The sequence below is a fragment of the Methylomicrobium lacus LW14 genome (assembly GCF_000527095.1).
GTDB classification, from domain to species: Bacteria; Pseudomonadota; Gammaproteobacteria; order Methylococcales; family Methylomonadaceae; genus Methylomicrobium; species Methylomicrobium lacus.
Window position 1 is genome coordinate 4,182,309 of record NZ_AZUN01000001.1, and the last position, 26,979, is coordinate 4,209,287.

Genomic DNA, 26,979 nt, shown 5'->3' on the forward strand with positions numbered 1-26,979 from the left:
ATGTCACAAAGTTTAGTCACGATGTCTTACATCGCCGCGACGGTGCTGTTCATTTTGAGTTTGAGCGGCCTCAGCAACCAGGAAACCGCGCGGCGCGGCAACTACTACGGCATGCTCGGCATGGCGATCGCGATCGCCGCGACCGTGCTGAGCGGCTCGGTCACCGCGTATTCGATCCTGATCGCCGCCCTGCTGCTCGGCGGCGCGATCGGTTTCAAGGCCGCGAAAACGGTCGAGATGACGCAAATGCCCGAACTGGTGGCGATCATGCACAGTTTGGTCGGCCTGGCGGCGGTGCTGGTCGGCTATGCAAATTTTATGGATGAAGGCGGCACATTGTCCGGCGTCGAAAAGGCCATTCATGAAGTCGAGATCTATATAGGCATCCTGATCGGCGCGGTGACCTTCTCCGGTTCGGTGATCGCGTTCGGCAAGCTGAGCGGACGCATCAACGGTAAACCGCTGTTGTTGCCGGCCCGTCATTGGCTGAATCTGAGCCTGCTGGTCCTGGTGATTTATTTCGGCTATCTGTTTTTACAACAGGCCGAAAGCGGCGGCGGCACCGTTCCGCTGCTGGTCATGACCGCGATTGCACTTGCGTTCGGCGTGCACATGGTAATGGCGATCGGCGGCGCGGACATGCCGGTCGTGGTGTCGATGTTGAACAGTTATTCCGGATGGGCCGCGGCCGCGACCGGCTTCATGCTGAGTAATGACTTGTTGATCGTGACCGGCGCCCTGGTCGGCAGCAGTGGCGCGATCCTGAGCTACATCATGTGCCGGGCGATGAACCGCAATTTTGTCAGCGTGATCGCTGGCGGTTTCGGCACCGGCACCGGCGGCGCGGCCGCGGTCATCGAAGGCGACGTGCAGCCGATCGATGCGGAAGAAACCGCGCAGCAATTGCTCGCCGCGAAAAACATCATGATCATTCCCGGCTACGGCATGGCGGTCGCGCAGGCGCAGCACACGGTCAACGAAATCACCAAACTGCTCAGGGACAAAGGCAAAAAAGTCCGTTTCGGCATCCATCCGGTCGCAGGGCGCATGCCCGGCCACATGAACGTGCTGCTGGCCGAGGCGAAGGTGCCGTATGACATCGTTTACGAAATGGACGAAGTCAACGAGGACTTCCCGAACGTCGACCTGACGATGGTGATCGGCGCCAACGACATCGTCAACCCCTCCGCGCTGGACGACCCGAACAGTCCGATTGCGGGCATGCCGGTGTTGGAATGCTGGAAAGGCGGCATGACGATCGCAATGAAACGCAGCATGGCATCCGGTTATGCGGGCGTCGGCAACCCGCTGTTTGTGCTCGACAATACGCGGATGCTGTTCGGCGATGCGAACGACAGGTTGCAGGCGGTGTTGAAGGCGTTGCGCAGTTGATGAATGCTTCGATCGGTGCCTGCGCAAAAGCGCGATCTTGTCGTGGTTTGCCGATTGATTCTATGTTAAAGTCGATGCCTGCATTTCCCTGCCGTATTGGCATGCGGCAGGGAAGATCGAGCGGACGAAGCGCGATTTCTCCGGGTTTGAAAAGTTAAAGGGTAATGAAAAGCAGATGGCCGGTTTTGATGCATTAAAGAAGGTCGCTGTGCCGAAAGCGGCGGCGGTTTGTCGAGATATTGAACTCGATCCCCAGGCGGTCAAGTGTCTCGAAGCCGATCCTGAGCCGGTGGAGTTTTTGAATGCCTTGCTGGAACGCCAGCTTTATCCCGATGCGGTGCGTTTCCTGGCGCGTGCCTTGCCCAAACGCGAGGCCGCCTGGTGGGCGTGTATTTGTACGCGCGGCATGATGGCCCAGGATGCGCCGCCGTCCTCCCTTAAGGCGCTCGAAGCCGCGGAACAGTGGGTGTATAAACCGACCGAGGCCAATCGCCGGTTGGCGGAAGCCGCGGCGCAGGCCACCGCGTTTGACGGCCCGGCGGCATGGGCGGCGATGGCCGCGTTTTGGAGCGACGGCAGCATGGCCCCCGAAAATTCTCCGCCGGTAACGGCGCCGGAAAATCTATCATCCAAGGCGGTCGCCGGGGCGGTGATGCTGGCGGCGGTATCGCGCGAGCCGGAAAAAGCGGCGGCAAAATACCGCTACTTTTTGGAGCAAGGCGCCGATATCGCGAATGGCGGCAACGGCCGTCCCTGGCAAGGCTGAACAGGAGTGTAAACGATGGGCCAACCCGCGGCGCGAGTTTCCGACATGCATATTTGTCCGATGTTTAACGGCCCCGTGCCGCATGTCGGTGGTCCGATCCTTCCGCCGGGCGCGGTGACCACATTGATAGGCGGTTTGCCTGCGGCAAGGATGGGAGATATGGCGGTTTGCGTGGGGCCGCCGGATGTCATCGTGAAGGGTTCCGCTACGGTATTGATCGGCAACATGCCCGCCGCCCGCATGGGGGATTCGATGTCACATGGCGGCGCGATTATTTTGGGTTGTTTTACCGTTTTGATCGGCGGCTAGAAGCGGTGGTTCAGCGAGTCTTGTAAAGTATGCGGTTGCCGTTTTTATGAGATCGTCCGTCTGTTGGCAAAATTAAATTCGAATTGATCAGGAATTGTTTATGCCCATTTCTCAAGTTGGCCGTAGTGCTTCCGTTAAGACGCCTTTGGGCGAAAATGACTTATTTCTGTGGCGCGTGTCCGGCAGCGAACAGCTCAGTCAATTGTTCGAGTACGAGCTGGATCTGCTCAGCGAAAAAAATAATATTGACTTGAAGCAGTTGCTGGGCAAGAACATGACCGTCACTTTACATTTGCTGGAAGGCGGGCAGCGTTTTCTGCATGGCATAGTGACACGGGCCAGCCGCAGCGGCATGATGGGGCGTTTTTATCATTACCGGGCGACGCTAAAACCCAAGGCCTGGTTATTAACGCGGCGCAGCAATTGCCGGATCATGCCAACCGAAAAGTCGGTGCCGGATATCGTCAAACTGATCCTCAATGAGCACGGGGTTTCGGATGTCGGCATGCAGCTTTCCGGCACCTATTCGCCGCGCGAATATTGCGTGCAATACCGCGAAACCGATTTTAATTTCATCAGCCGGCTGCTGGAAGATGAAGGCATTTATTACTATTTCAATCATAGCCATTCTGCCCATACCCTGGTGCTGTGCGATTCGGTCGCGGCGCAAAAAAAAGCACCGGTCAATGCGAACATTCCCTTTTTTCAACCGGCGAATCAAAATCGCCGCAAGGAAGGGCACCTTTATGAATGGAATGTGAGCCAGGAAATCCAGTCGGGCAATTACGAATTGGACGACTACGATTTCGAGGCGCCCAACACCGATCTGACGGCGAAGTCGTCCAAACCCGGAGCGCATACGGAAAGCGGCAAAGAAGTTTACGATTATCCGGGCGGCTATAAAGAGAAGTCCGACGGCGAGCAGTACAGCAAGGTGCGTCTGGAGGAGTTGCGCAGCCAATTCGAACAAATTGCCGCGCGCGGAAACGCCCGGCAATTGGCGGCAGGTATGAAGTTTAAGTTGGTCGATTTTCCGGTGGCGGATCAAAACCGCGAATACGCGATCGTGTCTTCGAGCCTTCAGCTGCAGAACAATGGTTATGAGTCGGATGGAATTACCGATTGCGAGGAGGAATACCAGTGCGCCTTCCGGGTGCTTCCCGCCACGGCGGAAAACCAGTTCAGGCCGCCCCGGCTGACGCCTATGCCGATCGTTCAGGGGGTGCAGACCGCAATCGTGGTCGGCAAGAAAGGCGAAGAAATTTGGACAGACACATACGGACGGGTCAAGGTCCAGTTCCATTGGGATCGACTCGGCAAGAAAGATGAAAACAGTTCGTGCTGGGTGCGCGTCGCGCAGGTCTGGGCCGGTAAAGCATGGGGAGCGATGCACATCCCGCGCGTCGGTCAGGAGGTGATCGTGGATTTTTTGGAAGGCAACCCGGATCGGCCGATCATAACCGGACGGGTCTATAACGCCGAGCAAATGCCGCCCTATGTGCTTCCGGACAACCAAACCCAGAGCGGCATCAAATCCCGCAGCAGTAAGGAGGGGGGCGCGGATAATTTCAACGAAATCCGCTTCGAGGACAAGAAAGGCGAGGAAGAGCTTTACATCCATGCCGAGAAAGACTGCACCCGGATCGTCGAGAACAACGACGTGCAAAAGGTCGGCTTCGACAAGAAGGATCAGGGCAATCAGACGATAGACATTTACAACGACCGGACGGTGACCCTGGATCAGGGCAATGACAGCCTGACGGTAAAGACCGGCAATCGTACGGTCAGCATCAATACCGGCAATCACGAACTGACGGTCAAAACCGGCGATCGATCCGCCCGCATCGATACCGGCAATGACAATTTGACCGTAAAAACCGGCAACCGCGCGGTCAGCGTCGATACCGGCAATCATGACCTGACGGTCAAAACGGGCAATCACACGGTACAGGTCAATCTTGGTAGCATCGAGGAATCGGCGATGCAATCGATCGAGCTGACGGTCGGATCAAGCAGCGTCAAGATCGATCAGAGCGGCGTGACGATCAAAGGCCTGAATATCTCGATCGAGGGATCGCTGCAAACGGATGTGAAAGGCTTGAAAACGTCGGTCGATGGAAGCGCGATGCTGACAGTGAAGGGCGGCCTTGTGATGATCAATTGATGCTTGTCGCAGGTTAACTTGGATGAAAAATGCAGCGCTTTTTAGAATGGATCAAAAATGGGAGATGAATGAATGAACCGGTTCGGTTTTGTATCGATGGGTGTGCTCGCGTTGCTGCAGGCCTGTAGCAGTCCGCCGCCGGCGCCTCCGGCGGCCGCGCCCGAGCCGCCGACAATCGTGAATCTGAAAATCAGCAGCGCCGCGAATGTGAACGCGGATGCGGGCGGCGCCGGCGCGCCGGTGATGCTGCGGATTTATCAATTGCGGGAAACCAGCGCCTTTAATTCTGCCGACTTTTTTTCGCTGTTCGATAAGGATCAGGCGACATTGTCCGCCGAAATGGCGCGTAAGCAGGAATTGTTGATCAAGCCGAACGATCAGCAGAGCTTGTCGCTGCAGCTCGATCCCGACATCAAAACCTTGGGGGTCTTTGCCGCGTTCAGACAACTGGATACCGCGCAATGGCGCGCCACGCTGCCGGTGGCGGCCCATCAAACCCGCTCCGTGGCGATCAAATTGCAAGGCAATGAAGTGCGCATCGAGCCGGTTAAAAAAGAGCCGTAGGGAAATGGGCTTGTTGAAAATGTTGCAATGTTTGTATCATAAGCATTTTTAACGGTTGCCCCTTCTTCCCAATCAATGACCCGGCTGGCTATCCTCAACATTTCAATTGATTCATCGGCGGCTTCGATTTTGCCGGGGGCCTTTCAGCGGCGGGAGCGGCTATGACTTTGATCATTAAAGCGGTCAGTTACAAGGGTATGCCGCTGGCCGAGGAGATCAGCGCGCGTTTCGATGCGCAGGGCGGATCGATCGGCCGTTCGTCGGATAACCGTTTGGCGTTGCCGGACCCGGAGAAATATATCTCCCGCCGGCATGCCGAGATTCAATACGAAGGCGGGCAGTATTTCATTCAGGACAGCAGCGCCGCCGGCACCTACCTGGAACCGCAAGGCCAGTTGCTGCAACAAAGCCGGGCGGTTTTGGCGGACGGCGACAGGCTGCGCGTCGGCGAATATGAATTGCAGGTCTCGATCGTCGAGTCCGCGCCGGCGTTTTCGGAACCTTATGCCGCGCAGCCGGTTCGCCAGTTGGATCTCGCCGGCGGGGGGCCTCTGGACGGCCCGTTTGCTGCCCCGCAAAAGCCGGCGCCGGAGGCAGATAGGCAGAAAAGTTTCATCGAGCAGCCCGACTCCTCGATTTTTCATCAAATCTTTACGCCGCCGGCAGTGCAGCCTGCTGCTTCCGTTAAGGGAGGTGCGGCGGATGACCTGGACGTCGGCGATTTGCTGTCGACCCTGGATAATTTGCCCGGCTCTCTTGCCGCGCCGATAGCCGGTGCTCCGCCAACGGCGAGCCCGTCGCTGCCGCTCGATTTCCCCGAATTGCCGGCCGATTTTTTTGCCGAAGAGAGCCAGACGGCAGCCGATTCGGCGGCAGTATCAGACGCGCCGCACGCGGAGTCGGAGTTGCCGTTTTCTCCTTTCTCCGAGCCTGTGGAGTTGAAAGCGGAAACCGAGCCTGCTCCGCCCTTGCCGGCAAACTCCTTCGATCCGGCCGGCCCTGCTCGCCAGGCCGGCGTAGCAGCACAAATAACGCCGGCTGCCGTTACCGGCGCCATCAAGCCTGAGATTCCGGCGGCGCCTGCTGCAATGCCCGAAGCGGCGCCGGTTGAGGCGCCCCGGCGCCCGCCCGAGCCGCAGCCAAGCGTTCCTGCGGACAGCGAATTGATTCGCGCGTTTTTAGCCGGCGCGGGCATCGACGACCCGCAGTTTCTGCCCCCCGAACAGTGGCCTGAACTGCTGAGAACCTCGGGCGAGCTGTTGCGCAGCATGGTGGACGGGCTGATGTGCGTGCTGCGCGCGCGCGCGGAATTGAAAAGTCAGTTTCGCGTTTCGGTGACCACGATGCGTTCGGTCGACAATAATCCGCTGAAATTCACCCCGAATGTCGATGACGCGATCCAGCTGATCCTGGCGCCGACGCATCCCGGCTTCCTGACCCCGAAAGAAGCGGTGCGCGAAGGTTTTAGCGACATCATGAATCATCAAATGGCGATGACCGCCGGCATCCAGGCCGCACTAGCGGGCGTCCTGCGCGGCTTCGATCCCGAATCGATCGAGAAAACGCAAGGCGAAGGTCTGCTATTTCAGAAAAAAGCCAAATGCTGGGAGCACTATACGATCCTGTATCCGAAGCTGAAGTCCGCCGCTCAGGAGGATTTTTTCGGCGATGCATTCGGCGATGCCTATGAGCAGCAGATGCAATTGCTGAGCCGCTCGTCAAAACGCTAACCATATCACCGCATTCCTGCCGGGAACCAAAAATATGTCTGAAAACAATAGGGTAGTCTGGTCCGAGGGCATGTTTCTCCGGCCCCAGCATTTCCAGCAGCATGACCGTTATTTCGAAAGCCTGTTGCATGGCTTGTCGCTCGCTGTACGCGCCTATTCCTGGGGCTTTGCGAGCCTGAAACTCGATCATGGCTGTCTGGCGATCGGCAAGGTCGGCCTCAGCGAGTGCAGCGGCGTGTTTCCGGACGGCACGCCGTTCAGTTTGCCGCAAGACGATGAACTGCCGATACCCCTGGATGTGCCGGAGAACGAAAAGGCCAGCGTCGTCTATCTGGCGTTGCCGCTGCGCCGGCCGGATTCGACCGAGGTCGACAGCGAGTCCTTTCCGGACAACATGGCGCGTTATCGTCTGACCGAGCGCCAAGTCCGCGACCATAACAGCGGCTCGGACGGCCGTTACGAGGTGCAGATCGGCGCGCTGAAGCCGCGCCTGATGTGCGAAAGCCAGGAGCGATCGGGTTATGTGTGCCTGGGTATCGCCAGGATCATTGAAGTGCGCGCCGATAAAACGGTGATCCTCGACAAGCAGTATATTCCGCCTGCGGTGCATTGCTCATCTGCAGGACTTTTGGGCGGCTTTGCCGGGGAGTTGCAGGGCCTCCTGCATACCCGCGGCGAAGCGTTGGCCGGCAGGGTGGCCGGTAGCAGCCAGGGCGGCGTCGCCGAAATCGCCGATTTCATGCTGCTGCAATTGATCAACCGTTACGAGCCGCTCCTGGCGCATCTGGCCAATGCCCAGGTGCTGCATCCGGAAGATTTTTTCCGCCTGTGCCTGCAAATGGCCGGCGAACTGGCGACCTTTTACCGGCCGAACAAACGGCCGATCGCCTTCCCCGACTATAAGCACGACGACCTGAAAGCCACTTTCATCCCGTTGATCGACGAATTGCGCAGCCTGTTGAGCATGGTGCTGGAGCAGAACGCGGTGCAGTTGCCGCTCGCGGAAGCCCGGCCAGGCGTGTATGTCGCGAAACGACCGGAGCTGACGCTATTGGAAGGCGCGATTTTCGTGCTCGCGGCCAAGGCCCAGGTGTCTTCGGAACTGATCCGCAGCCATTTTCCGCCGCAGGTCAAAATCGGGCCGGTCGAGGATATTCAATTGCTGGTGCGTTCGGCATTGCCCGGCATCGCGATCCAGGCCTTGCCGGTCGCACCGCGGCAGATTCCTTACCATGCCGGTTATTCGTATTTCGAGCTGAACAAGCAAAGCGAGTTATGGGCGAAGATGGCGGCTTCCGGCGGTTTCGCGATCCATATCGGCGGCAGTTTTCCGGAACTGGAACTTGAGTTTTGGGCAATTAGAAAAGGTTGAACGGCATGAATCCAAACGATCCTTCAGGTCCCTTCGATGACGGCGACCGCACCATCATCCGGCCGATGCCGGGCGGAAAGCGGCCCGCGGCCGCGCCGCCGGCAGCGGAGGCTCAGCCGGCCGTTCCACCTCCGTCTCCGGCCTACCGGCCGGTTACTTCGGCCGAACTGCCCGCCGCCGAATTCAAGGAAAATCCGATCGTTGCGGCCGCCTTGTCGCTGATTTCTCTGGCCGGGCGGCTCAGGCAAACCGCGATGTATCCGGCGGTCGATGCGCTGCGCCAGCGCGCGACCAGCGAAGTGACCCTGTTCGAAAACCGCCTCCTGCAAGCCGGCTTCGGCGCCGATCAGACCCGCATGGCCAGTTACGCGCTCTGCAGCTTTCTGGATGAAGCGATCCTGAATACGCCGTGGGGATCGCAAAGCAACTGGGGGCATCAGAGCCTGCTAATCTCCTTTCACCGGGAAGCCTGGGGCGGCGAGAAGTTTTTCGACATCGTCGCGGCGCTGGTCAAACAGCCGGCGCAAAACCTGGCGCTGATCGAACTGGCCTATCTGTTCATCAGCCTCGGTTTTGAAGGCAAATACCGGGTACTGACGAACGGCGCGAACGAGTTAGAAAAATACCGCGCCGAACTGTATCAATTGATCCAGCGCGTGAAGGGCGACGGCGAACGCGAACTGTCGCCGCGCTGGCGCGGGCTGAAGGATGTGCGCAACGCGCTGGTGCGCTATGTGCCGCTCTGGGTGGTCGGCGCGGTGCTCGGCGTGTTGTTGGTCCTGGTCTACATCGGTTTCGTGCTGGCGCTGAATGCCCGTTCGGACCAGGATTACAAGGAACTGTTCGCGCTCGCCAAACAGCCGGTCGAGATCGCGCGCGCGGCGCCGGTCGTGAAGCCCGCCGACCCGGATCGGAAGGAACGCTTCAAACGGGTGCTGGCGGCCGAAATCGCGAAGGACATGGTCGAGGTGGTCGACGACAGACTGCTTAGAATCCGCAATTCCTTCGCCTCCGGCAGCGATCAGCTCAAGCCCGAGTTCATGCCGATGCTGAAAAAAATCGCCGACGAGTTCGCGGTGGGCAAGGACAATGTGCTGGTCACCGGCCATACCGACGACAAGCCGATCGTCTCGGCGCGGTTTCCGTCGAACTGGCATTTGTCGACCTCGCGGGCGAAAAAAGTCAGCGAAATGTTGAACGATCTGGCGACGCAGAGCGGCAAGATCCGCTTTGAAGGCCGGGCCGAGGGCGAACCGTTGGCGCCCAACGACACGCCGGAACACCGGGCGATCAATCGCCGCGTCGATTTACAGATTCAGTGAGAGCACAGATGGGAAAGCTCAAGGCATTTTTTACGAATAAGTGGGTGATTCAGTTTTTGGGTCTGGCGGCGCTGAGCTGCCTGATCTGGCTGGCGGGACCCTTGATCGCGATCGCCGGCAGCGTGCCGCTGGAGTCGGTGCTCACCAGAACCTTGGTGATTGTTGCATTGTTCGTGATCTGGGTGATTTTTCGGCTGGTCATGCAGCTGCGCGCCGGCAGCGCCGAAAAACAACTGGTCGAGCGATTGGTGGCGGCCGATGCGGACCCTATCGCGAACGCCTCGGCCGACGAGGTCGACACGCTGCGGAAGGGCTTCGAAGAAGCGTTCGCGGTATTGAAACAATCGCGCAAGGACGGCAAGTCCGGTGGCCAGTTCGTCTATCAACTGCCCTGGTATGCGATCATCGGCGCGCCGGGCTCGGGCAAGACCACCGCGCTGGTCAATTCCGGCCTGCATTTCCCGTTGGCCGAAAAACTCGGCAAGCACGCGATCAAGGGCGTCAGCGGGACCCGTAATTGCGACTGGTGGTTCGCCGACAATGCGGTGTTTCTGGATACGGCCGGCCGCTATACCACGCAGGAAAGCCACAAGGCGGTCGATGCGGCCGGCTGGGTTGGCTTTCTGTCGCTGATCAAAAAATACCGGCCGCGCCGGCCGTTGAACGGGGTGATTGTGGCGACCAGCCTGTCGGATTTGCTGCAACAGTCCGAGCAGGAGCGCCTCTTGCACGCGAAGGCCGTGCGCGCCCGGATTCATGAGCTGTATCAACAGCTCGGCGTGCGCCTGCCGGTCTATATGATGTTCACGAAGGCCGACCTGGTGGCCGGCTTCAACGATTTTTTCGCCGATCTGACCCAGGAGCAGCGCGCGCAGGTATGGGGCGAAACCTTTGCCGCCGACACCCTGAGCGGCGAGCCGGATTTGCCGGCGCGTTTCGGGGATGCCTATGAAGAATTGCTGCAGCGTTTGCAGAGCCGGACGATCGGGCGCATTCAGGACGAACGCGACGTGCGCCGGCGCGCGAGTATCCTGGATTTTCCGCAGCAGATGGCGCTGGCGAAACCTGCGATGGTCGACTACCTGCAGGCGACTTTCGCGGCGAACCGTTACGAACAGCCGGTGCTGCTGCGCGGCGTGTACTTCACCAGCGGCACCCAGGAAGGCACGCCGATCGACAGGATGCTCGGCATTCTGGCCGGCGCCTTTCACCTGGACCGGCAGGCGGCTCCGATGTACAGCGGACAAGGTAAGAGCTACTTTCTGACGCGTTTGTTGCAGGAGGTGCTGTTTCCGGAAGCGGAACTGGCAGGCACCGATCCGAAGCTCGAAAAACGCACGCGCTGGCTGCAGCTCGGCGCCTACATCGGCGCGGGCCTGGTCTTTCTGGCCGTGATCTCGCTGTGGACGGTCAGCTATTTCAATAACCGCTCGGCGCTCGAAAAGGTCGAGGAACAGATCGCCCAGTACCGCTCGCTGAAGCTGAACGCGAGCGACAGCCAGGATAATTTCCGGGTGCTGTTGCCGCGCCTGAACATTCTGCTGGGGGTCGCGGAAGTCTACCAGGACGGCGGCCTGATGATGGGATTCGGCCTGTCGCAGGGCGACAAGATCGAGGCGGCCGCCCATCATACTTATGACGCGATGCTGCGCGAGTATTTCCTGCCGGCGATCATGCAGCGCCTGAAGGAAAGGATGCAGGGCGCGGAAGGCAACAAGCTCGACGTACTGTATCAGTTGTTGAAGGTCTATCTGATGTTCAACCAGACCGAGCGGCTGGCGCCGGAGACCGCGATGACCTGGATCCGCGCGGACTGGGACCAGCACTATGCCGGCGATCCGGAGGCCGTCGCCCAGTTGGTCCGCCATCTGGACAACTTGCTCAAACTGGAACTCGACCCGGCGCCGATCGACGACGTGTTCGTGAACTCGGTGCGCGGAAAACTGACGCAGGTGCCGTTGATCGGCCAGATCTACTCCCGCTTCAAGTCCGAAGCGGTGACCGAACAGGGGCACGATTTTGAGTTGGGCAAGGCTCTGGGCGCGGACGGCGCGCGCGTGTTCGCGTTGGCGGACGGCAAGGATTTTTCCTCCTATGCGATCCCCGCGGTGTTCACCGGCTACGGCTACAAGGAATTGTTTTTGACCCAAAGCCGCGACTTCGTGAAGGACGCGGTCGAGCAAAATTGGGTCTTGGGCAGCCAGACCCGACTCGACATCGCGGAAATCGAAAAGCTGCATGGCGAATTGAAGAAGCTCTATATCGACGAATACAAGACGGTATGGTCGGACCTGTTGGCCAAGCTGAGGCTGCAGCCCGCGTTGACGACCAGCCAGACCGCGCAAATGCTCGACATCTTGTCCCGGCCCGACGGCCCCTTGCGCAAATTGCTGGACGGCATCGATCAGAATACCTCGTTCAGCCGGCTCAGCAAGGAGGCTAGCGATTCGATCGCGAAAGCCGTCGGCAATGCGTTGAAGTCGCCGGACGCGAAGACCTCGCAATTGCTCGCGATGGCCAAAAACGCGGCCGGTCTCGACAGCGGCCCTGACCCTGCGATCGCGGCGGAGGTGCAGTTCGAGCCTTTGAGCGCTCTGGTGCGCGGCGGGCCGGACAAGCCGGTCGCGCTGGACCCGGTCCTGCAGCAGCTGAAGGGTCTGCGCGATTATTTTTTGCAGTTGAGCAGCGCGAACACCGGCGGCCAGGCCCTGCAGAATCAGGCGAACCTGTTCAGCGGCGGCGGCGCGGATGTGCTGAAGCAGGCGCAACTCGAATTTGCCCGCCTGCCGGAGCCGTTGAAAGGCTGGCTGCAAATCGTCGTGAACAGCGGCGGCCAGAAACTATCCTCGGCCGCCAAAGGGCAGTTGAGCGAGATGGTCAAGACCGGCGTCGCATCGCCTTGCAAGATGGCTTTGACCGGCCGCTACCCGTTCAATACCGGCACGAACCAAGATGTCTTGTTGGCCGATTTTGCGAAAATCTTCGCACCGTCCGGCCTGATGGACCAGTTTTTCCAAGCCAACCTGAAACCCTTCGTCGATACCAGCAAGCCGGTCTGGTCCGAAATGGCGGCCGAAAAACCGCTGGGGCTCTCGCAGGAATCGATTCGGCGCTTCCAGCTGGCGGCCAAAATTCGCGACGCCTTTTTCGCGGCTGGCGCCTCGCCGCAGGTGCAATTCGAATTGAAACCGCAGGCGTTGGACCCGAAGGTCGGCACCTTCCGCCTGCAGATCGAAGGCCAGGAAGCGGTCTACCGGCACGGCCCGGAACAGGCAGTTAGCCTGAAGTGGCCGGGACCGACCCCGAGCCAGGGCGTGCGCATCGTGTTCGAAACCCTCGACGGACGCCAGGTCAGCCGCAGCAAGGAAGGCACCTGGGCTTTTTTTCGTCTACTCGACGAAGCCACGATCGAGCCGACCTCCGCGCCGGAAAAATTCAATCTGACCTTTCAACTGGAAGGCATGAGCGCCCGTTATGAACTGCGCGCGGCCAGCGTGATGAATCCGTTCAATCTTCGGGAGCTGCAAGGTTTCCGCTGTCCGGAAGGCCTGTGAGCCATCCCGAATCCGCGCCGGGTTTTTACGGCAAGATTCCGAGTCACGGCGACTTTCTGTCCCGGCGTTTGCCGCGGCATTTCATCGAACCCTGGGACCAATGGCTGCAGGCCGGTTTGCTGGCGAGCCGCGAGCAATTGGGACAGGCCTGGCTCGAGACTTTCCTGTACAGTCCGATCTGGCAGTTCGCCCTGGCGTCAGGCCAATGCGGCCCTGATGCCTGGGCCGGGGTGATAATGCCGAGCGTCGACCGGGTAGGGCGTTATTTTCCGTTGACTCTGGCCGCGAAAGTGACCCATTGGCCGTTGACTGACTTGTTCGAACCCGATTGCGGCTGGTTCGACGCATTGTCGGACCTCGCGCTGGGCTCGCTGGACTACGATTTCGACCTGGACAGCTTCGATGCCCGGCTCGAACGCCTGCGCCTCGGCGACTTCGTCCCGGCGCGCCCGCTTCGCTACGGCCGGGAGGGCATCGACACCGCGTCGGGGCGGCAGGCGTTTCATTTCCGGCTCGACAGTACTTTGGATACGCCGCAGGCCTTGCGTCAGATCGGCGGCCAGTTCGGCAGCCGTTTTCTGGAGCGGTGCAGTTACTGGCGGTCAACCGCGTTTGAAGAAGCAAAAACGGCTTTGTTGCTGTGCGAGGGGATGCCGCCGGTCGATGCCTTCGCCGGCTTTCTGAACGGCGCATGGCCGCATCGCCAATGGCAGTTTTCGAACGTGCAGCTGAGCGAAAGTTTTGCTGAGACATTCGACATGCCCTCGCAGCAAGGCATCGAAGTTCAGGCTGCCGCATACGGGCAAAGCGCGGACCCTCTGGCGCGAGATGACGATGAGATTACGGTCGGCCGCGAGCAACGCGAGCGCCTGGCGAATTTGGGCCAGGGCTGGGTCATCGAAAGCGCCGGCCTCAGCGTGGTCGGGATGCGCCGCAGGATCAACGAGGATGCGATTCTGGACCGGCGCGATGCCGGCCTGTGGGCGGTCGCCGACGGCATGGGCGGGCACAGCGCGGGCGATGTCGCGAGTCAGGCCCTGGTCAGCGCGTTGGCGAACATTCCCCGCAGCGACGACCTTGAACGCTACCGCGAGCAAGTCGAAGCGAGCCTGCAAGGAGTCAACTGCGACCTGCTGCAGCTGGCCGACAGCCGGGGCAACGACCAGATCATCGGCAGCACGATCGTGGTGCTGTTGATTGCCGGCAACCGTTTCCGCTACCTGTGGGCCGGAGACAGCCGCTTATATCGTTACCGGCAAGGGCGCATCGAGCAACTGACCCAGGATCATTCCTTATCGTCCGCGTCGGGTATGGGATATGACGCCTCCGAGACATCGACTGTTCCCGTCCACGAAAACGTGATTACGCGCGCAGTCGGCGCGGATGAGGTGTTGGAGATCGATTGCGGCGAAGGCGAGATCGCCGATCGGGACCTGTTTATTTTATGCAGCGACGGCCTGATCAAGGAACTGACGGATGCCGACATCGCATCTTTTTGTAGCCAAGGTTCTCCCCGCGACATCGTGCAAAATCTGGTTCGCGAAGCGGAAAGCCGGGGCGGCAGGGACAATATCTCGGTCGTCGTGGTAACTGCCGCGTACGAAAAACTTTGAAAAGTTCTTTAATAAAGAGTTTAATGTGTATGAATTTTAATAGCTTTATGTTTTGAATAAAGCTTGGGGCCGCTACAAAAAGCCGTGTATCTTGTCACCGATTTTGCAAAAGATAACGGGAAAATAGTACAGGATAAACGCTGGTTTTCCGCGGTTAAACAAATGTCCCGAAAGAAGGAGCGCGACTTACCATGATGTCATTTAACAATATTAAGCATTCACACCTTTTATCAAAAACACTTGCCGTATCCAAATTGAACGGACCCTCTATTGTTTATGGAACTTTGACGGCCGGATTGTTGGCCATGACCAGTTACGAGGCTTTTGCATTGCAAAACCCATGCAGTAACATTGGATTTTCAAATACCGCGACATCAGCGCAACAGGATCTTGCTAGCACTTGTAGTTCTGTAAACTTTGGCGGGCCAGGCGAGTCCACCAATAATAACGCAGTCGAACAATTGACTCCTCTTCAGGCGCTTGCGCCATCGACGCTGGCGATTTCTGTTGCGAATCAGCAGTTTCGCAATGTCAAAAATCGGCTGATGCTGTTACGCCGAGGCGTTGGGGGCGGCTTCGACGTCAGCGGTTTGAACGGCAATGCCCTGCCTTCCGGGCTGGCCTTCGGGGGGCCGGGACAGGTGTCCGGCGGCGCCGGCGGCGACAAGGATAGCCCTTTTGACAAGCTCGGCGTATTCGTGAACGGCAACTTCGGCGTCGGCGACAAGGACCGCACGGATCGGGAACTGGGTTTCGAATACGATAGCCAAGGGGTCACGGCGGGCGTCGATTACCGCTTCACCGATAATTTCGTATTCGGCGGAACGTTTGGCTATAACGCGGTCAAATCCGACTTCGACGCAACGAGAGGAAACCTGAACCTGGACGGTTACAGCTATTCGCTCTATAGCACTTACTACAAAGACGATTTTTACGTCGACGGTATCTTTACCGGCGGCTGGAACGATTACGATATGCGGAGAAATATCAATTTTCCAGGATTTGGCGGCCCGGTCAATCAAACCGCCAAAGGCGCCACCCAAGGCAACGATTTCTCATTCAATGTCTCCAGCGGCTACGATTTTCATGACCAGAGTTTGACCTACGGACCCTATGGCCGGGTCAGCTATCAAAATGTGCAAATCGATGGTTTTCAGGAAAATGCAAGCAATCCCGGCGCTCCGGGCTTCGGCAGCCTGGCGACGGTCGGCAAGCAAAATGCCGTATCCCTGCAAACCGCATTGGGCGGGCAACTGTCCTACGCGATGAGCATGCCGTTCGGCGTGTTGATGCCGACCGCCAGGGCCGAATGGGTACACGAGTTTCATGACGGTAGCCGGCCGGTCAATTGGCAATTCAGCAACGATCCTGCGCAGAGTGTCTTCACCGTCGTCAGCGACGGTGCGGACCGCAACTATGCGAATCTGGGCGCGGGGATGTCGGCGACATTCACCCATGGCGTCTCCGCATTTCTGTTTTATGAGGCGATGGTGGGGCGTCAAAGCCTGGCCGAGCATACGATAAACCTGGGTGTGCGCGGCGAATTTTAGGTGAGATGATGTCCGCAACCACGCGACTGTCCTTTACGTTCACCCGGCCGGGAGCGGATTTCAATACCCCAAAACCGGAAGGCGAGCCGATGCGCATCCTTATCCTCGGCGATTTCAGCGGTCAAGGCGCTGATCCGAAAAAGCTTGAAGAGCGTTCCATCCTGCGCGTGGACATCGACAATTTCGATGCGGTGATGGCGCGTATCGCCCCCCGGCTGCGTTTGCGGCTCGATGCCGAAGTGGACTTGGCGTTTCGGCAGATCGAAGACTTCCACCCCGATGCCTTGTTTCAAAACCTGGAACTCTTTCGGGGGCTGGCGCGGATCAGGGAACGCCTCTACGATGCCGCGACGTTTCCGCAGGCGGCCGAGGAGCTGCGCAGCCTAGTACAGGTCGCTCCGGAGGCGCCTGCGCCCGATACGGGACGGACAACAGACGAAGACGATCAGACGACCTTTGAGCGCCTGCTCGGCGGGAGTTCCGATCGCCCTGAAGCCTCGCCCGAGGCCAGGGCAAAATCGATTGTCGAAAACACCCTCGAACGGATAGTCGCCCAGTATATCGTTCCCGATGCGCCGCCCTTCCAGGACGTTTATCTGAAGGCGGTCGACGAAGCGTTGAGCGCGAAAATGCGCGAGCTTTTGCACCATCCCGAGTTCCAGGCGCTCGAAGCCGCCTGGAGAGCGCTGTGGTCCCTGGTTTCGCACCTGGAGACCGGCGAAAGTTTATCGTTGCATGTGCTGGATGCCGGCAAGGCGCAATTGTATGACGCCGTGAGCGCCGCGGGTGAAAACCTGAGCGGCTCCGGCTTGTACCGCCTGCTGGTGGAACAAAATACCGGCGGCTTCGGCGGCGAGCCCTGGTCGCTGGTGATCGGCAACTTCAGTTTCGGCAACAGCCCGGAAGATGTCGCCTTGCTGGCGGCCTGCGGGCTGTTGGCGGCCCGGGCCGGCGGGCCTTTTATCGCGGCGGCCGATGCCGGGCTTTTGGGATGCAGTACTCTGGCCGAGTCGCCCGGTCCGCAGGATTGGGCCGGGATGACGCCGGAAGCGGCAAAACGCTGGGAGGCGCTGCGGCAGAGCCCTGCGGCGCCGTGGCTCGGCTTGGCGCTGCCGCGGATTTTGCTGCGTTTGCCGTATGGACGCGATGCCGATCCTATCGAGTCGTTCGCGTTCGAGGAAGCCGAGCCGCCGTTCGCGCACGCGGCTTTTTTATGGGGCAATCCGGCTTTTTATTGCGCGCTGCTGCTCGGTCGCTCCTATCTCGAAAACGGCGACTCGATGCAGCCGGGCGATCATTTGCAAATCGATGATTTGCCGGCGTATAGCTTGAAGCAGGACGGCGATGCCAGACTGTTGCCGTGCGCGGAGGTGTGTCTGAACGACCGGGCGATCGATAAAGTGCTGGGGCTCGGGATCATGCCGTTTCTGAGCCACCGCAGCGCCAATATCGCGCGTCTGGCAAGATTTCAGGCGCTCGCCGATCCGCCATCCGCCTTGCGCGGTTTTTGGAGCGCTTGAGTTAAAATACGCCAATTTGACCGCGCAACCTTTCAAATCATGCTTGTGATGCCGCCATTTCATCTGCCTCCATTAAGCCAAGCCGGCGTTTCCAATGCAGGACGATAGAACCGTTTTCAAGCCGCCCATTCCGCCGCCGGACTCGGACCGGACCGTAATAGCCCGGCCCGGCTTGCAGGTCTTTGTCGAGGACGCTTCCGGAAAAACGCAGAAGGACTATTTTTTTACCCAGGGCTTCACCGCCGGGCGCGCGCAGGACAATCGGGTGGTGTTGGACAGCGGCGTGATCAGCCGCCATCATCTCGAAGTCAAACGGGAAGCGGGCGAGTGGTGGCTGGTCGATCTGAACAGCGCGAATGGCGTCTTTATTGACGGCCTACGGGTCGAGTCAAAATCCCGCTTGACGCTGCCGGTTCGGGTGCAATTGGGCAATCCCGGCATTTTTCTGCGCATTCAGGCGACGGGACAGGCGGCGAGCAAGGCGCCGCAGCCGCGTGAAAATCCCGCGCCGGCGCCGCCATCCGACGCTACGCTGAGCGGGCAGGCGGCGGATAAGCGCCAGTTGTCCAGGGAAGCGGTCAGGGAGCGGCTGATGTCGGCGGAAGAAGCCGAGGACGCCGGCGACTATACGCGGATGGTGCGCACGCTGATTCGCGAGGATCGGGTGGTTCATAGCAAGAAATACAACCAATGGATTTCGGTGCTGGCCGCGCTGTTTTTGGTGGCGGTCGGCGTGGTGACCTATCAGCGGATCGCCTTGTCGAATGCGCGCACGCTCGCGCTCGACTTGTTTTATGACATCAAGACGCTGGAGGTTAGCCTGTCGCGCGCCGAGTTGACGATAGAATCCAGCGCCAAGGTGCTCGAACAAACGATCAATACGCTCGCTCAGCAAAAACTGCAGGCCGATCAGGATCAGATCAGGGCCGAGCAGGAGAAGATCGCCGCGGAAAGCCGAAGGTTGGCGCAGGAACGCAAACGCCTGCAAGGCATGAAGGCCAAATACCAGGAATACGTGCAGGAGGCCGAATCGCTGCGCATCCGTTTCCCGACCGCGGCGCGCTATGAAGAAGAGTTGATCACGAGGGTCGCGCGGGAATTCGGCGAAAGCGAACTGGAGTTGCCCGAAGATTTTGTCGATGAGGTCAGGCGTTATATCAAATACTGGCAGTCGTCATCGCGAATGCCGCAGGCGATGGCGGCGCTCGAAAACAACGCCTACGCGCCGACGATCCTGGCCGCGTTGGACAAGGAAGGCTTGCCGCTGCACTTGATCTATCTGCCGCTGCAGGAAAGCAATTACGATGCGGCGGCGGTCGGTCCCGAGACCCGTTTCGGCATCGCAAAGGGCGCCTGGCAGCTGCTGGCTTCGACCGGCGAGGATTTCGGGCTGAAATCCGGCCCGCTGGCGGCGACGCGGGACTATGACGAACAGGATCAGCGCTTCGATTTCAATCAGGCGACCCGCGCCGGCGCCAAATATTTGAAACTGATCTACAGCACCGAGGCGCAGGCTTCCGGCCTGCTGGTGATCGCGAGTTACAATTACGGGCAAAACCGGGTCAGGGAAATGATCAAGAAAATGCCCGACAATCCGCGCGACAAGAATTTCTGGAAATTCATCCAGCAATACCAGATTCCGAAAGAAACCTATGACTATGTCTTCTATATCTTCTCGGCCGCGGTGATCGGGGAAGACCCGAAACATTTCGGCTTCAAGTTCAGCCCGCCGCTACTGTCTGCTGCGGCGAAGCCAGGGTAGTCCGTAGGGCGCGCATCGCGCACCATTTTTCCGCATGCTATCGGCGGTCTTTGAGCATTTCGAGTATCGAAGGCCAATGTGTCTCCCAGCAGCAATCATGATCTGCGCCTGGCATCACGACAAATTTGGCTGAAGGCTGCCGCCGCACGGCCGGAAGGATCAAGTCCGGCGGAATGTTCGCGTCCTTGGCGCCGGCCAGGTGCAGTTGAAAAATTTGGCCGGAGAGGGGAGGATGCTTGGCCGGATTCTCCGATCCGGTTAAAGGCGAATAGCGATGCCGTGCCGTCCAGGCGTCGGTGTCGAGATTGCCGGCAACGGTCACGATGGCGCTGATGCCTTGCAGGCGTTCGGCGATCAGCATCGCCAAGGCGCCGCCGCCGCTGAAACCGATCAATACCGTTTTTTGAGGATGCAAGTCCTTCCGGATTTCACCGAGCGCGGCGCTCATCGTCTCGATCACGGTCTTCGAATAGCGCCGGCTGGTCCAGAGTTCGGCAGTGCAGGGCGGCTTGGCGCCGAAACCATGGTAACAGGGGCGCCCCAGGTAAACCGAGGCGCTCGGGTCCTGCGCGGTCAAGCGGAGCACGAGCGGATTGCGCGGGGTCGGATTGTCCGCGATCGAACGATGGCGAATCCAGGGCGAGCCGTCGCCGTCCAGATAGACGTGCAGCTCGCCGTTTTGAATGGGGGCCAGGTTGCGATAAACGACATGTTGATAGTCCGTGCCTTTGACGACGGTCCGGCTCAAATGCAGGCGCTCGGCCTCCCGGTCGAGGCGGATTTCGGGAGCGGCGCATCCGGCCGCGAGCATCGGCAAACAGCAAAGCCAGGCAAGGCGCCGGATCATGCCTTTAGACGCGTTAATTCTGGCCTTGCACTTCCAGAATCTGTTTTTTCAAGGCCAACAAGCCGTCATGTTTCGGCACCGCCTCCAGCCCTTCTTCGATCTTGACCAGACTTTCGGCGATATTGTTTTGTTCGAACAATTCTTCCGCCTGTTGCTCGCACAGATTCGCGATTTTTTCGAGTCCGGCTTTGGCGGGTTTATTATAGGGGTCGATTTCGAGCGCCTGACGGTAGGCCCATAATGCATTGCTGCCGGAAGGCGCGGTGATGAAGCCGACGTCATAGTGAATCTGCGCGAGTTCCAGCAGATCCTTGACCTTGAGTTCCTGTTCCGGTGTCAGCGCGATTACCTTGTCGGCCAGGGGATCGACATTGTAATAGAGATAGACGTAAGCGCCCGCCGCGCTGAGCAGCGCCAGCGCGGTGATGCCGGATAAAATCCAGGGAAGTTTCGCGCGCGGCTCGAATTCATTGATGAATTGATTGACCGAAGGCGTGCGCTGCTCTTTTTTGAAGGCGAGCGCATGCTGCAGCGCGTTCCAGTGCCGCCGCTTCAGACCCGGAATCACCGGCGCCTGCAGATTGACCTCGCAGGCTTTCGGTGCGGCAATCTTGCCGAACGGATGCTTGCCGGTCAACAGTTCGTAGGTCACGCAGCCCAGCGCATAAATGTCGTCGCGCGGGTCTGGCGGCTGATTTTCGAACATTTCGAGGCTCGCGTATTCGGGCGTCAGCGCGCCCAGATCCCGGGCATTGAAAACCGTTTTGTCATGGGTGGCGTCGGTGCGGGTTGCCGCGCAGGCGATGCCGAAGTCGAGCACCTTCACATCGCCGTCGATCGTGATGAATACGTTGCCGGGTTTGAAGTCCGAATGGATGATGTTGCGTTTGTGCGCATAAGCCAGGGCCAGCGCCAGGCCTTTGATGATAGGCCAGGCTTTCTTGAACGGCAGGCCGCCTGGGGCATGTTCCCGGATATATTGCCGGAGCGACTGGCCGTTCAGAATTTCCATCACCATGAACACATTGCTGCCGTCCCGGTCGAAATCATAAACGGTGACGATGTTCGGGTGCGCCAGTTGCTGGGTTTTCTTGGTTTCCCTTTGCAGTGCGATGAAGAGCTCGGGGTCTTCGCGGAATTCTGCATTCAACACCTTGATCGCGACATCCGGGGTTTCATCGAGTGCTTCCTCCCGGCGCAGGTCGGTCGCCCGGAACACGGTGCCCATGCCGCCGCAGCCGATCACTTCTTTGATCACGAAACGGTCCTTGATTACCGAGCCGACGGCCAGCGGGGCGGAGGGGGTTGCTACGCTAAATCCCAGGGTTCTGGCGCTGCCGGCTGTGCGCGAGGTGGCGGCCGGCGGCTCGGTGCGGGCGGTCTGGCTGACAATCGTCGCGGCATCCTGGCCTGAAGCGTAGGTCGAAGCCGGCGGCGGGGCGCTGGTCTTGACGGCGGTCACGACCGTGGCGTCAGTCTCCTCTGCCGGCTGATGCAGGCTCGCGGCCGGACCTGATTCAGGGCTCGGGGTTGCCGGCTCCGTATGCGGTAGATTGGCCGGCCTCGGCGCAATCCGGGTCGCGTCATCGGCATTATCGTCGGCGGTTTTATCTGTCATAACGGGTCAGGGTCGGGTTAGCTTTTCGGAACGAAAAAGAACGGACTGCCTTCATGGCCGGCATGCTGCAAGGCGGAATATTCCGGCGATTGTTGAAAGCCGACCATCGATGCGGATTTCTTGACCTGTCCTGAAACGATGCGGAACAGCTCGTAATCGACCATCATGCCTTTGTTCGATTTCAGCGCGCTCAGCAGCGCCTTGGCAAAGACCGAGTGATTGCCGCCGCCGGAATCCAGCACAGGTTCCTCGCCGCCGGACGTCATCACCGTGCGCGCCTTGCGGTTCATCATGAATTTGAGCCATTTTTCGCGCTTGTCCTCCGCCATGTCCTTCGGCAGGCGCACGATCGCGCCCTGCGTCATCGCGCCCGAATAGCAGGAGTCGGCGATCACCAGAATATGCTTGGCCGGAATCACCGTCAGATATTTGGTCACGTTGAAGCTGGACAGCCAGTTCGCGGTATTGTTCGGTTCGGCGTCGGTCGGCAGCCAATAGGCGCTTTCGTCGCTCTTGTCGATTTCGCCGTGGCCTGCGTAATAAATCAACAGATTGTCCTTGTCGGTCAGGCTCTGACGCAGGTCGTTGAACGCGGTCATGATCTGATGCCGGTTCGCGTTGATCAACAGTTTGGTCTTGAAACCGTAGCGCGAGCGCAAGACTTCGTCGACCGCCTTGGCGTCATTTGCCGAAGTATTCAGGGTCGGCATGTTCGCATAGTTATTGTTGCCGATGATCAGCGCATAATATTTGCCGAAATTGACCGACGGATACGCGCTGGAACCGGCGCTTTCGGCTCCGTCGTCAAACGTTTGCGCCGCGGCCTGGGTCGGGGCGAGCAAATTGAAGCTGATCAGGCTGCGCCGGTTTTGTTTGTCGGTCGCGACGATCTTGACCGCCGTCGAAGCCGAATCGATCGGGATTTCGGACTTGAAGACGCCGTCCTTGTCGGGCTGAACCGCTTGTTGATTGATCTTCAGGCTTTTGAGGTCACCCGGAGAGGAAATCTTGCCGATGATCGCCTTGATTTTGGTCGCCGAACGCAGACGGAAACTCGGTGAGTTGCCACGGGTCAGCTTGACCGGCGGATCGAGAATTTCGATGGTCGGACCCGCTTTCGCGAGCATCGTCGGCTCGGCCAGATTGCGCTTCTCGGACGCAATCGCCGTCTTCAGTTCCTTGATTTGCCCGCCTTGCGCACGCAACTGGTTCTGGGACTGGGACAGTTTGCTGCGCAACGTCTCAACGGCCAGTTTTTCCTGCGTACTGCCGGCCTGTTTGGCCTTTTCCTCGATCGAATTCATGTCCATGTTGATGTGCGCGGCATGGGCCTGGTATTCGCTTTCGAGCGCTTTCAGACGCGCTTCCATTTCGGCCAGTTTGTCTTCTGAAACCTGCGCTTGCGGCTCCTCGACGGCTTCGGGGACTTCTTCCGCGACCGGGGCAGGCTTTACCTCCTGGCGCGCAATTTTTTGCGTTTTCGGCCGGCTCTTGATTTGTTTCTCTTCGGCCTTCAACTGTTTTTCGAGTTCGGAAACCTGCTGTTGCTGGCTTTTCAAATTCGACTTCTTGGTTTCGACTTCCTGCTGCAACGACTGAATCAGCTCATCGTTGCGGTTGGCCTTGCCTTTTTCCTGCTGCAAGCGCTGGCGTGTTGCATCCAGTTGGCTTGCTATCGTCAGCGATTGCTGTTTTTGTTCGCTCAATTGTTGCCGGGTGGCGTCCAGCTGCGTGCGCAGAGATTCCGCTTCTTCCTTGTAGCCTTGCGACTCCTCGCGCAGTTGCGTCAGCTGCTGCTGATAATTGGCCTCGATCACGGTCGAGAATTGCAGATCGGAGCCGGCCAGTCCCGATGCCTTGCGGTACCAGTTCAGTGCGGTCGCCTTGTCCTGCTTGACGCCGAGGCCTTTCTCATAAAGGTAGCCCAGGTTGATCTGCGCCTGCGAATTGCCTTGCTCCGCCGCCTTCAGATACCACTCGGCGGCCAGCTTCGGATCGGCCATGCCGCCGAGCCCTTTTTCATAGATTTCGCCGACCTTGACCTGCGCTTCGGCATCGCCCTGCTGCGCCTGCGGTAGCCAGATCTTCAAGGACGACGCCGCATTCGCGCGGTCATACGCGACATATTCGCCGCCGCGCATTTCACAGTCGCCGGCGGTGGTCTGGATCGGCCGCCGCGCGGTCAGGTACATCGCCTGCGCGCCGAGCTTCCTAACCTGTCCCGGCAACAGGCAGTCGACCACGAACAGTTTGTCGGTGTCTTTCGGATCGTAGCCTGCCGTCGCTTTCGAGTCGTTCAGCTCCGAAACGCTGGTGGCTGCGCAGCCGACCAGGGTGATCAGCGAAGTGATCAGACAAAAATTTTGTATTTTCGAGGATTTAACTGCCATAGTGTCGAAAACGCCTGACTTAGAAACTGGTTTCATGGAGCTTGTCCCCTTTAGCATTAGGAGCAGTGGATGTGGGCTTGATTCGCCTAAAAGGCCATGTTAAACGAGCCATTGCGGAACGGCAAGTTGGCGAGAAGTTTAGTTCAATTACCGATGTTGCGCATTGTCCACGAAAAACACGACCCCATCCATTTTTTCGTGCCTTTCGTGTTTTTCGTGGAGATTAATCGTGCGTAACCTCAGTGAGGCTGTCCAGTAAATAATCGATATCCTTTTCGGTATGATTTGCCGAAACCTGGAGCCTGATTTCCTGTTCGCCTTTCGGAACCACCGGATAATTCAGCCCGGTGGCGAGGATCTGGCGAGCAAACAAATGCTCGACCAGCCGGGTGGTTTTATCGGTGTCGCGGATCAGCATCGGCACGATCGGATGCGCGCCGGGTAGGGTTTCAAAGCCCAGGCGTTCGAGCCCTGACCTGAGACGGCGGCTCAAGCCGCGCAGTCTTTCGAGCAAATCAATCCCTTCCGGACTGTCGACGATCTCTAAGGCCGCCAAGGCCGCTTGCGCTTCGCCGGGCGTGATCGGATTCGAATAGATATAAAGCGGCGCGCTTTCCTTCAGATAGGCAATCACCGCCGCGCTGGAGACGACATAGCCGCCGTTGACCCCGAAGGCCTTGCCGAGCGTGCCGACCAGGATGTCGGCCCTGCCGCCGCTCACTTCCTCGGTTCCGCGTCCGCTCCTGCCGAATGCGCCGACGCCGTGCGAGTCGTCAACCAGCGTGATGACACCTTGTTCGTAAGACTCTTCATATTGGCCGCAGATCGCGTTGATTTGGTCGAGTTCCGCATGATCGCCGCGCATGCTGAAGACGCCGTCGACGACCACGCAAACGCGCTTGACCTGGCCGCGATAGGCGGCAAGGATGCGGTCCAGCGCGGCGATATCGCCGTGCGCGAACACTTCCTTGCGGGCGGGCTGGGCGAGCCGGATCGCGTTGATGATGCAGTTATGATTCAGCGCATCGCTGACCACGAGCGTATCCTCGGCGATCAGCTGCGGCAGCACCCCGAGCATCGTCGCATAAGCTGCGCTGAACAGCATCGCGGCTTCGCGGTCATGGAATTCGGCCAGTTTTTTTTCGAGCTCGACATGCGGCTGGTAAGTGCCGCTGATGAAACGCACCGCGCCGGGCCCCGCGCCATAGCTTTCGACCGCTTCGGCTTCGGCCCGGATTACGCGCGGGTCGAGTCCAAGCCCGAGATAGGCATTCGAGTTCATGCGCAGATAAGGCGCATCGCCGTAACCTTCGAGCACATAGCGCGGCCCGAAACCGTCCGCCGGGGGCAGGATGCCGGTCACCACTTTCTCGCGGCCCTTACTGATGCCTTGCCGTTGCAGCTGACTGACTTTATCTTGCAGCTGCGTTTCTATTTTTGTAAGCGACATGATGACCTCCGGTTAGCCGTTTTGCAGTTTGGCCGCGATTTTTTCAAGCATATCCTGAACCATCGCCGCCAGATCGAAGCGCGGCCGCCAGTCCCATTCGGCGCGGGCGGCGCTGTCGTTCATGTGCCGGGGCCAGGAGGAAGCGATCGCCTGGCGCACCGGATCGATCGCATAAGCGATCGTGAATTCGGGAATATGCTTCCGGATTTCGGCCGCCAGCTCCGCGGGCGTGAAACTCATCGCGGTCACATTGAAGGCATTGCGGTGGCGCAATTGGCTGGGGTCCGTCGTCATCAGTTTGATCGCGGCGCCGATCGCATCGGGCATGTACATCATGTCCAGTTGGGTCTCGGCGCTCAGGAAACAATCGTAATGCCGGCGGGTCAATGCCGCATAAAAAATCTCGACCGCGTAATCGGTCGAACCGCCGCCCGGCAGTACCTGGCTCGAAATCAGGCCCGGATAACGCAGGCCGCGCGTATCGACGCCGAAGTGGCGGTAGTAATAGTCGCACAGCAATTCGCCGGACACCTTGGTGATGCCGTAGATCGTGGTCGGCCGCTGCAGGGTGTCCTGCGGCGTATCGTTCGCCGGCGTGCCTGGCCCGAAGGCGCCGATCGAACTCGGGAAAAATACCGCGCAACGGTGTTTTCTGGCGACCTCCAGCACATTCAACAAGCCGTTCATGTTGATGTCCCAGGCTTCCTGCGGCCTGTCCTCGGCGACCGCGGACAACAGCGCGGCCAGATGAATGATCGTGTCGCAGCGGTGTTCGGCGACGATCCGTTCGAGGCTGTCCGCATCGCGCACATCGAGCCGGTAAAAAGGCCCCGATGCCGGAAATTCGCCGGACGGCGGCGGGTGGTTGGCGGCCGCAATCACGTTTTCGGCGCCGTACAGGCTTCGGAGGACCGGCGACAATTCCGCTCCGATTTGCCCGGTCGCACCTGTGACCAATAGCTTTTTCATTTAGACTCTCCGGTGCCGCTTGATGATTCTTCTGGCTAAGATGTTCCGGCATTCGGCCAATTTTAGCAAGCGTCAGTTGCCTGCCTG

Annotated in this window: 18 protein-coding genes; 13 read left to right on the forward strand and 5 right to left on the reverse strand. The window is 59.2% G+C overall.

Features of this window, described 5'->3' with window-relative positions; genetic code table 11:
• The 13 genes from pntB (at position 1) to METLA_RS0119540 (ending at position 19,618) form a co-directional block, all read left to right on the forward strand.
• Positions 1-1,392 (forward strand): Re/Si-specific NAD(P)(+) transhydrogenase subunit beta, encoded by a 1,392-nt coding sequence (pntB, locus tag METLA_RS0119475; protein WP_029646829.1) that lies wholly within the window; start codon positions 1-3, stop codon positions 1,390-1,392.
• 175 nt (positions 1,393-1,567) lie between these two features.
• On the forward strand, positions 1,568-2,158 hold the full coding sequence (locus METLA_RS0119480) for a DUF6931 family protein (RefSeq protein ID WP_024300156.1): 591 nt from the start codon (positions 1,568-1,570) through the stop codon (positions 2,156-2,158).
• A gap of 15 nt (positions 2,159-2,173) precedes the next feature.
• Positions 2,174-2,467 (forward strand): PAAR domain-containing protein, encoded by a 294-nt coding sequence (locus tag METLA_RS0119485; protein ID WP_024300157.1) that lies wholly within the window; start codon positions 2,174-2,176, stop codon positions 2,465-2,467.
• Positions 2,468-2,567: 100 nt separating this feature from the next.
• Positions 2,568-4,631 (forward strand): type VI secretion system Vgr family protein, encoded by a 2,064-nt coding sequence (locus METLA_RS0119490; RefSeq protein ID WP_024300158.1) that lies wholly within the window; start codon positions 2,568-2,570, stop codon positions 4,629-4,631.
• A gap of 72 nt (positions 4,632-4,703) precedes the next feature.
• Entirely contained in the window at positions 4,704-5,195 is a 492-nt protein-coding gene (gene tssJ, locus METLA_RS0119495; RefSeq protein WP_024300159.1) for a type VI secretion system lipoprotein TssJ, read from the forward strand.
• Between the two features lie 161 nt (positions 5,196-5,356).
• Positions 5,357-6,925: a type VI secretion system-associated FHA domain protein TagH gene (gene tagH, locus METLA_RS0119500; RefSeq protein WP_024300160.1), complete on the forward strand. Its 1,569-nt coding sequence runs from the start codon at positions 5,357-5,359 to the stop codon at positions 6,923-6,925.
• Between the two features lie 34 nt (positions 6,926-6,959).
• Complete coding sequence (gene tssK, locus METLA_RS0119505) at positions 6,960-8,297, forward strand: type VI secretion system baseplate subunit TssK (RefSeq protein ID WP_024300161.1); 1,338 nt, start codon at positions 6,960-6,962, stop codon at positions 8,295-8,297.
• A gap of 5 nt (positions 8,298-8,302) precedes the next feature.
• Entirely contained in the window at positions 8,303-9,619 is a 1,317-nt protein-coding gene (gene icmH / locus METLA_RS0119510) for a type IVB secretion system protein IcmH/DotU (RefSeq protein ID WP_024300162.1), read from the forward strand.
• An 8-nt stretch (positions 9,620-9,627) separates the two neighbouring features.
• Complete coding sequence (gene tssM / locus METLA_RS0119515; protein WP_024300163.1) at positions 9,628-13,173, forward strand: type VI secretion system membrane subunit TssM; 3,546 nt, start codon at positions 9,628-9,630, stop codon at positions 13,171-13,173.
• A complete protein-coding gene (gene tagF / locus METLA_RS21605; protein WP_024300164.1) occupies positions 13,170-14,786 on the forward strand; it encodes a type VI secretion system-associated protein TagF in 1,617 nt (538 codons plus the stop codon). The genes tssM and tagF overlap by 4 nt, the downstream gene beginning before the upstream one ends.
• A 461-nt stretch (positions 14,787-15,247) precedes the next feature.
• Positions 15,248-16,336, forward strand: a complete 1,089-nt coding sequence (locus tag METLA_RS0119530; RefSeq protein WP_245598829.1) for an autotransporter outer membrane beta-barrel domain-containing protein — start codon at positions 15,248-15,250, stop codon at positions 16,334-16,336.
• Between the two features lie 8 nt (positions 16,337-16,344).
• Positions 16,345-17,856, forward strand: coding sequence for a type VI secretion system contractile sheath domain-containing protein (locus METLA_RS0119535; protein ID WP_161635434.1), 1,512 nt, complete (start codon positions 16,345-16,347; stop codon positions 17,854-17,856).
• Positions 17,857-17,950: 94 nt separating this feature from the next.
• The gene (locus METLA_RS0119540; RefSeq protein WP_024300167.1) at positions 17,951-19,618 is read left to right on the forward strand and encodes an FHA domain-containing protein; all 1,668 of its coding nucleotides are present in this window, start codon (positions 17,951-17,953) and stop codon (positions 19,616-19,618) included.
• Positions 19,619-19,655: 37 nt separating this feature from the next.
• Here the strand turns inward: METLA_RS0119540 and METLA_RS0119545 are convergent, their stop codons facing one another.
• The 5 genes from METLA_RS0119545 to METLA_RS0119570 form a co-directional block, all read right to left on the reverse strand.
• Positions 19,656-20,465 carry an alpha/beta fold hydrolase gene (locus METLA_RS0119545; RefSeq protein ID WP_024300168.1) on the reverse strand — a complete coding sequence of 270 codons (810 nt, stop codon included), beginning with the start codon at positions 20,463-20,465 and terminating at the stop codon, positions 19,656-19,658.
• A 13-nt stretch (positions 20,466-20,478) separates the two neighbouring features.
• Complete coding sequence (locus tag METLA_RS0119550; RefSeq protein WP_024300169.1) at positions 20,479-22,083, reverse strand: protein kinase domain-containing protein; 1,605 nt, start codon at positions 22,081-22,083, stop codon at positions 20,479-20,481.
• A gap of 17 nt (positions 22,084-22,100) precedes the next feature.
• Complete coding sequence (locus tag METLA_RS0119555) at positions 22,101-24,473, reverse strand: caspase family protein (protein ID WP_245598830.1); 2,373 nt, start codon at positions 24,471-24,473, stop codon at positions 22,101-22,103.
• 223 nt (positions 24,474-24,696) lie between these two features.
• A complete protein-coding gene (locus METLA_RS0119565; protein ID WP_024300171.1) occupies positions 24,697-25,923 on the reverse strand; it encodes an aminotransferase class I/II-fold pyridoxal phosphate-dependent enzyme in 1,227 nt (408 codons plus the stop codon).
• Positions 25,924-25,935: 12 nt separating this feature from the next.
• Positions 25,936-26,892, reverse strand: a complete 957-nt coding sequence (locus METLA_RS0119570) for an NAD-dependent epimerase/dehydratase family protein (RefSeq protein ID WP_024300172.1) — start codon at positions 26,890-26,892, stop codon at positions 25,936-25,938.
• Between the last annotated feature and the right edge of the window lie 87 nt (positions 26,893-26,979).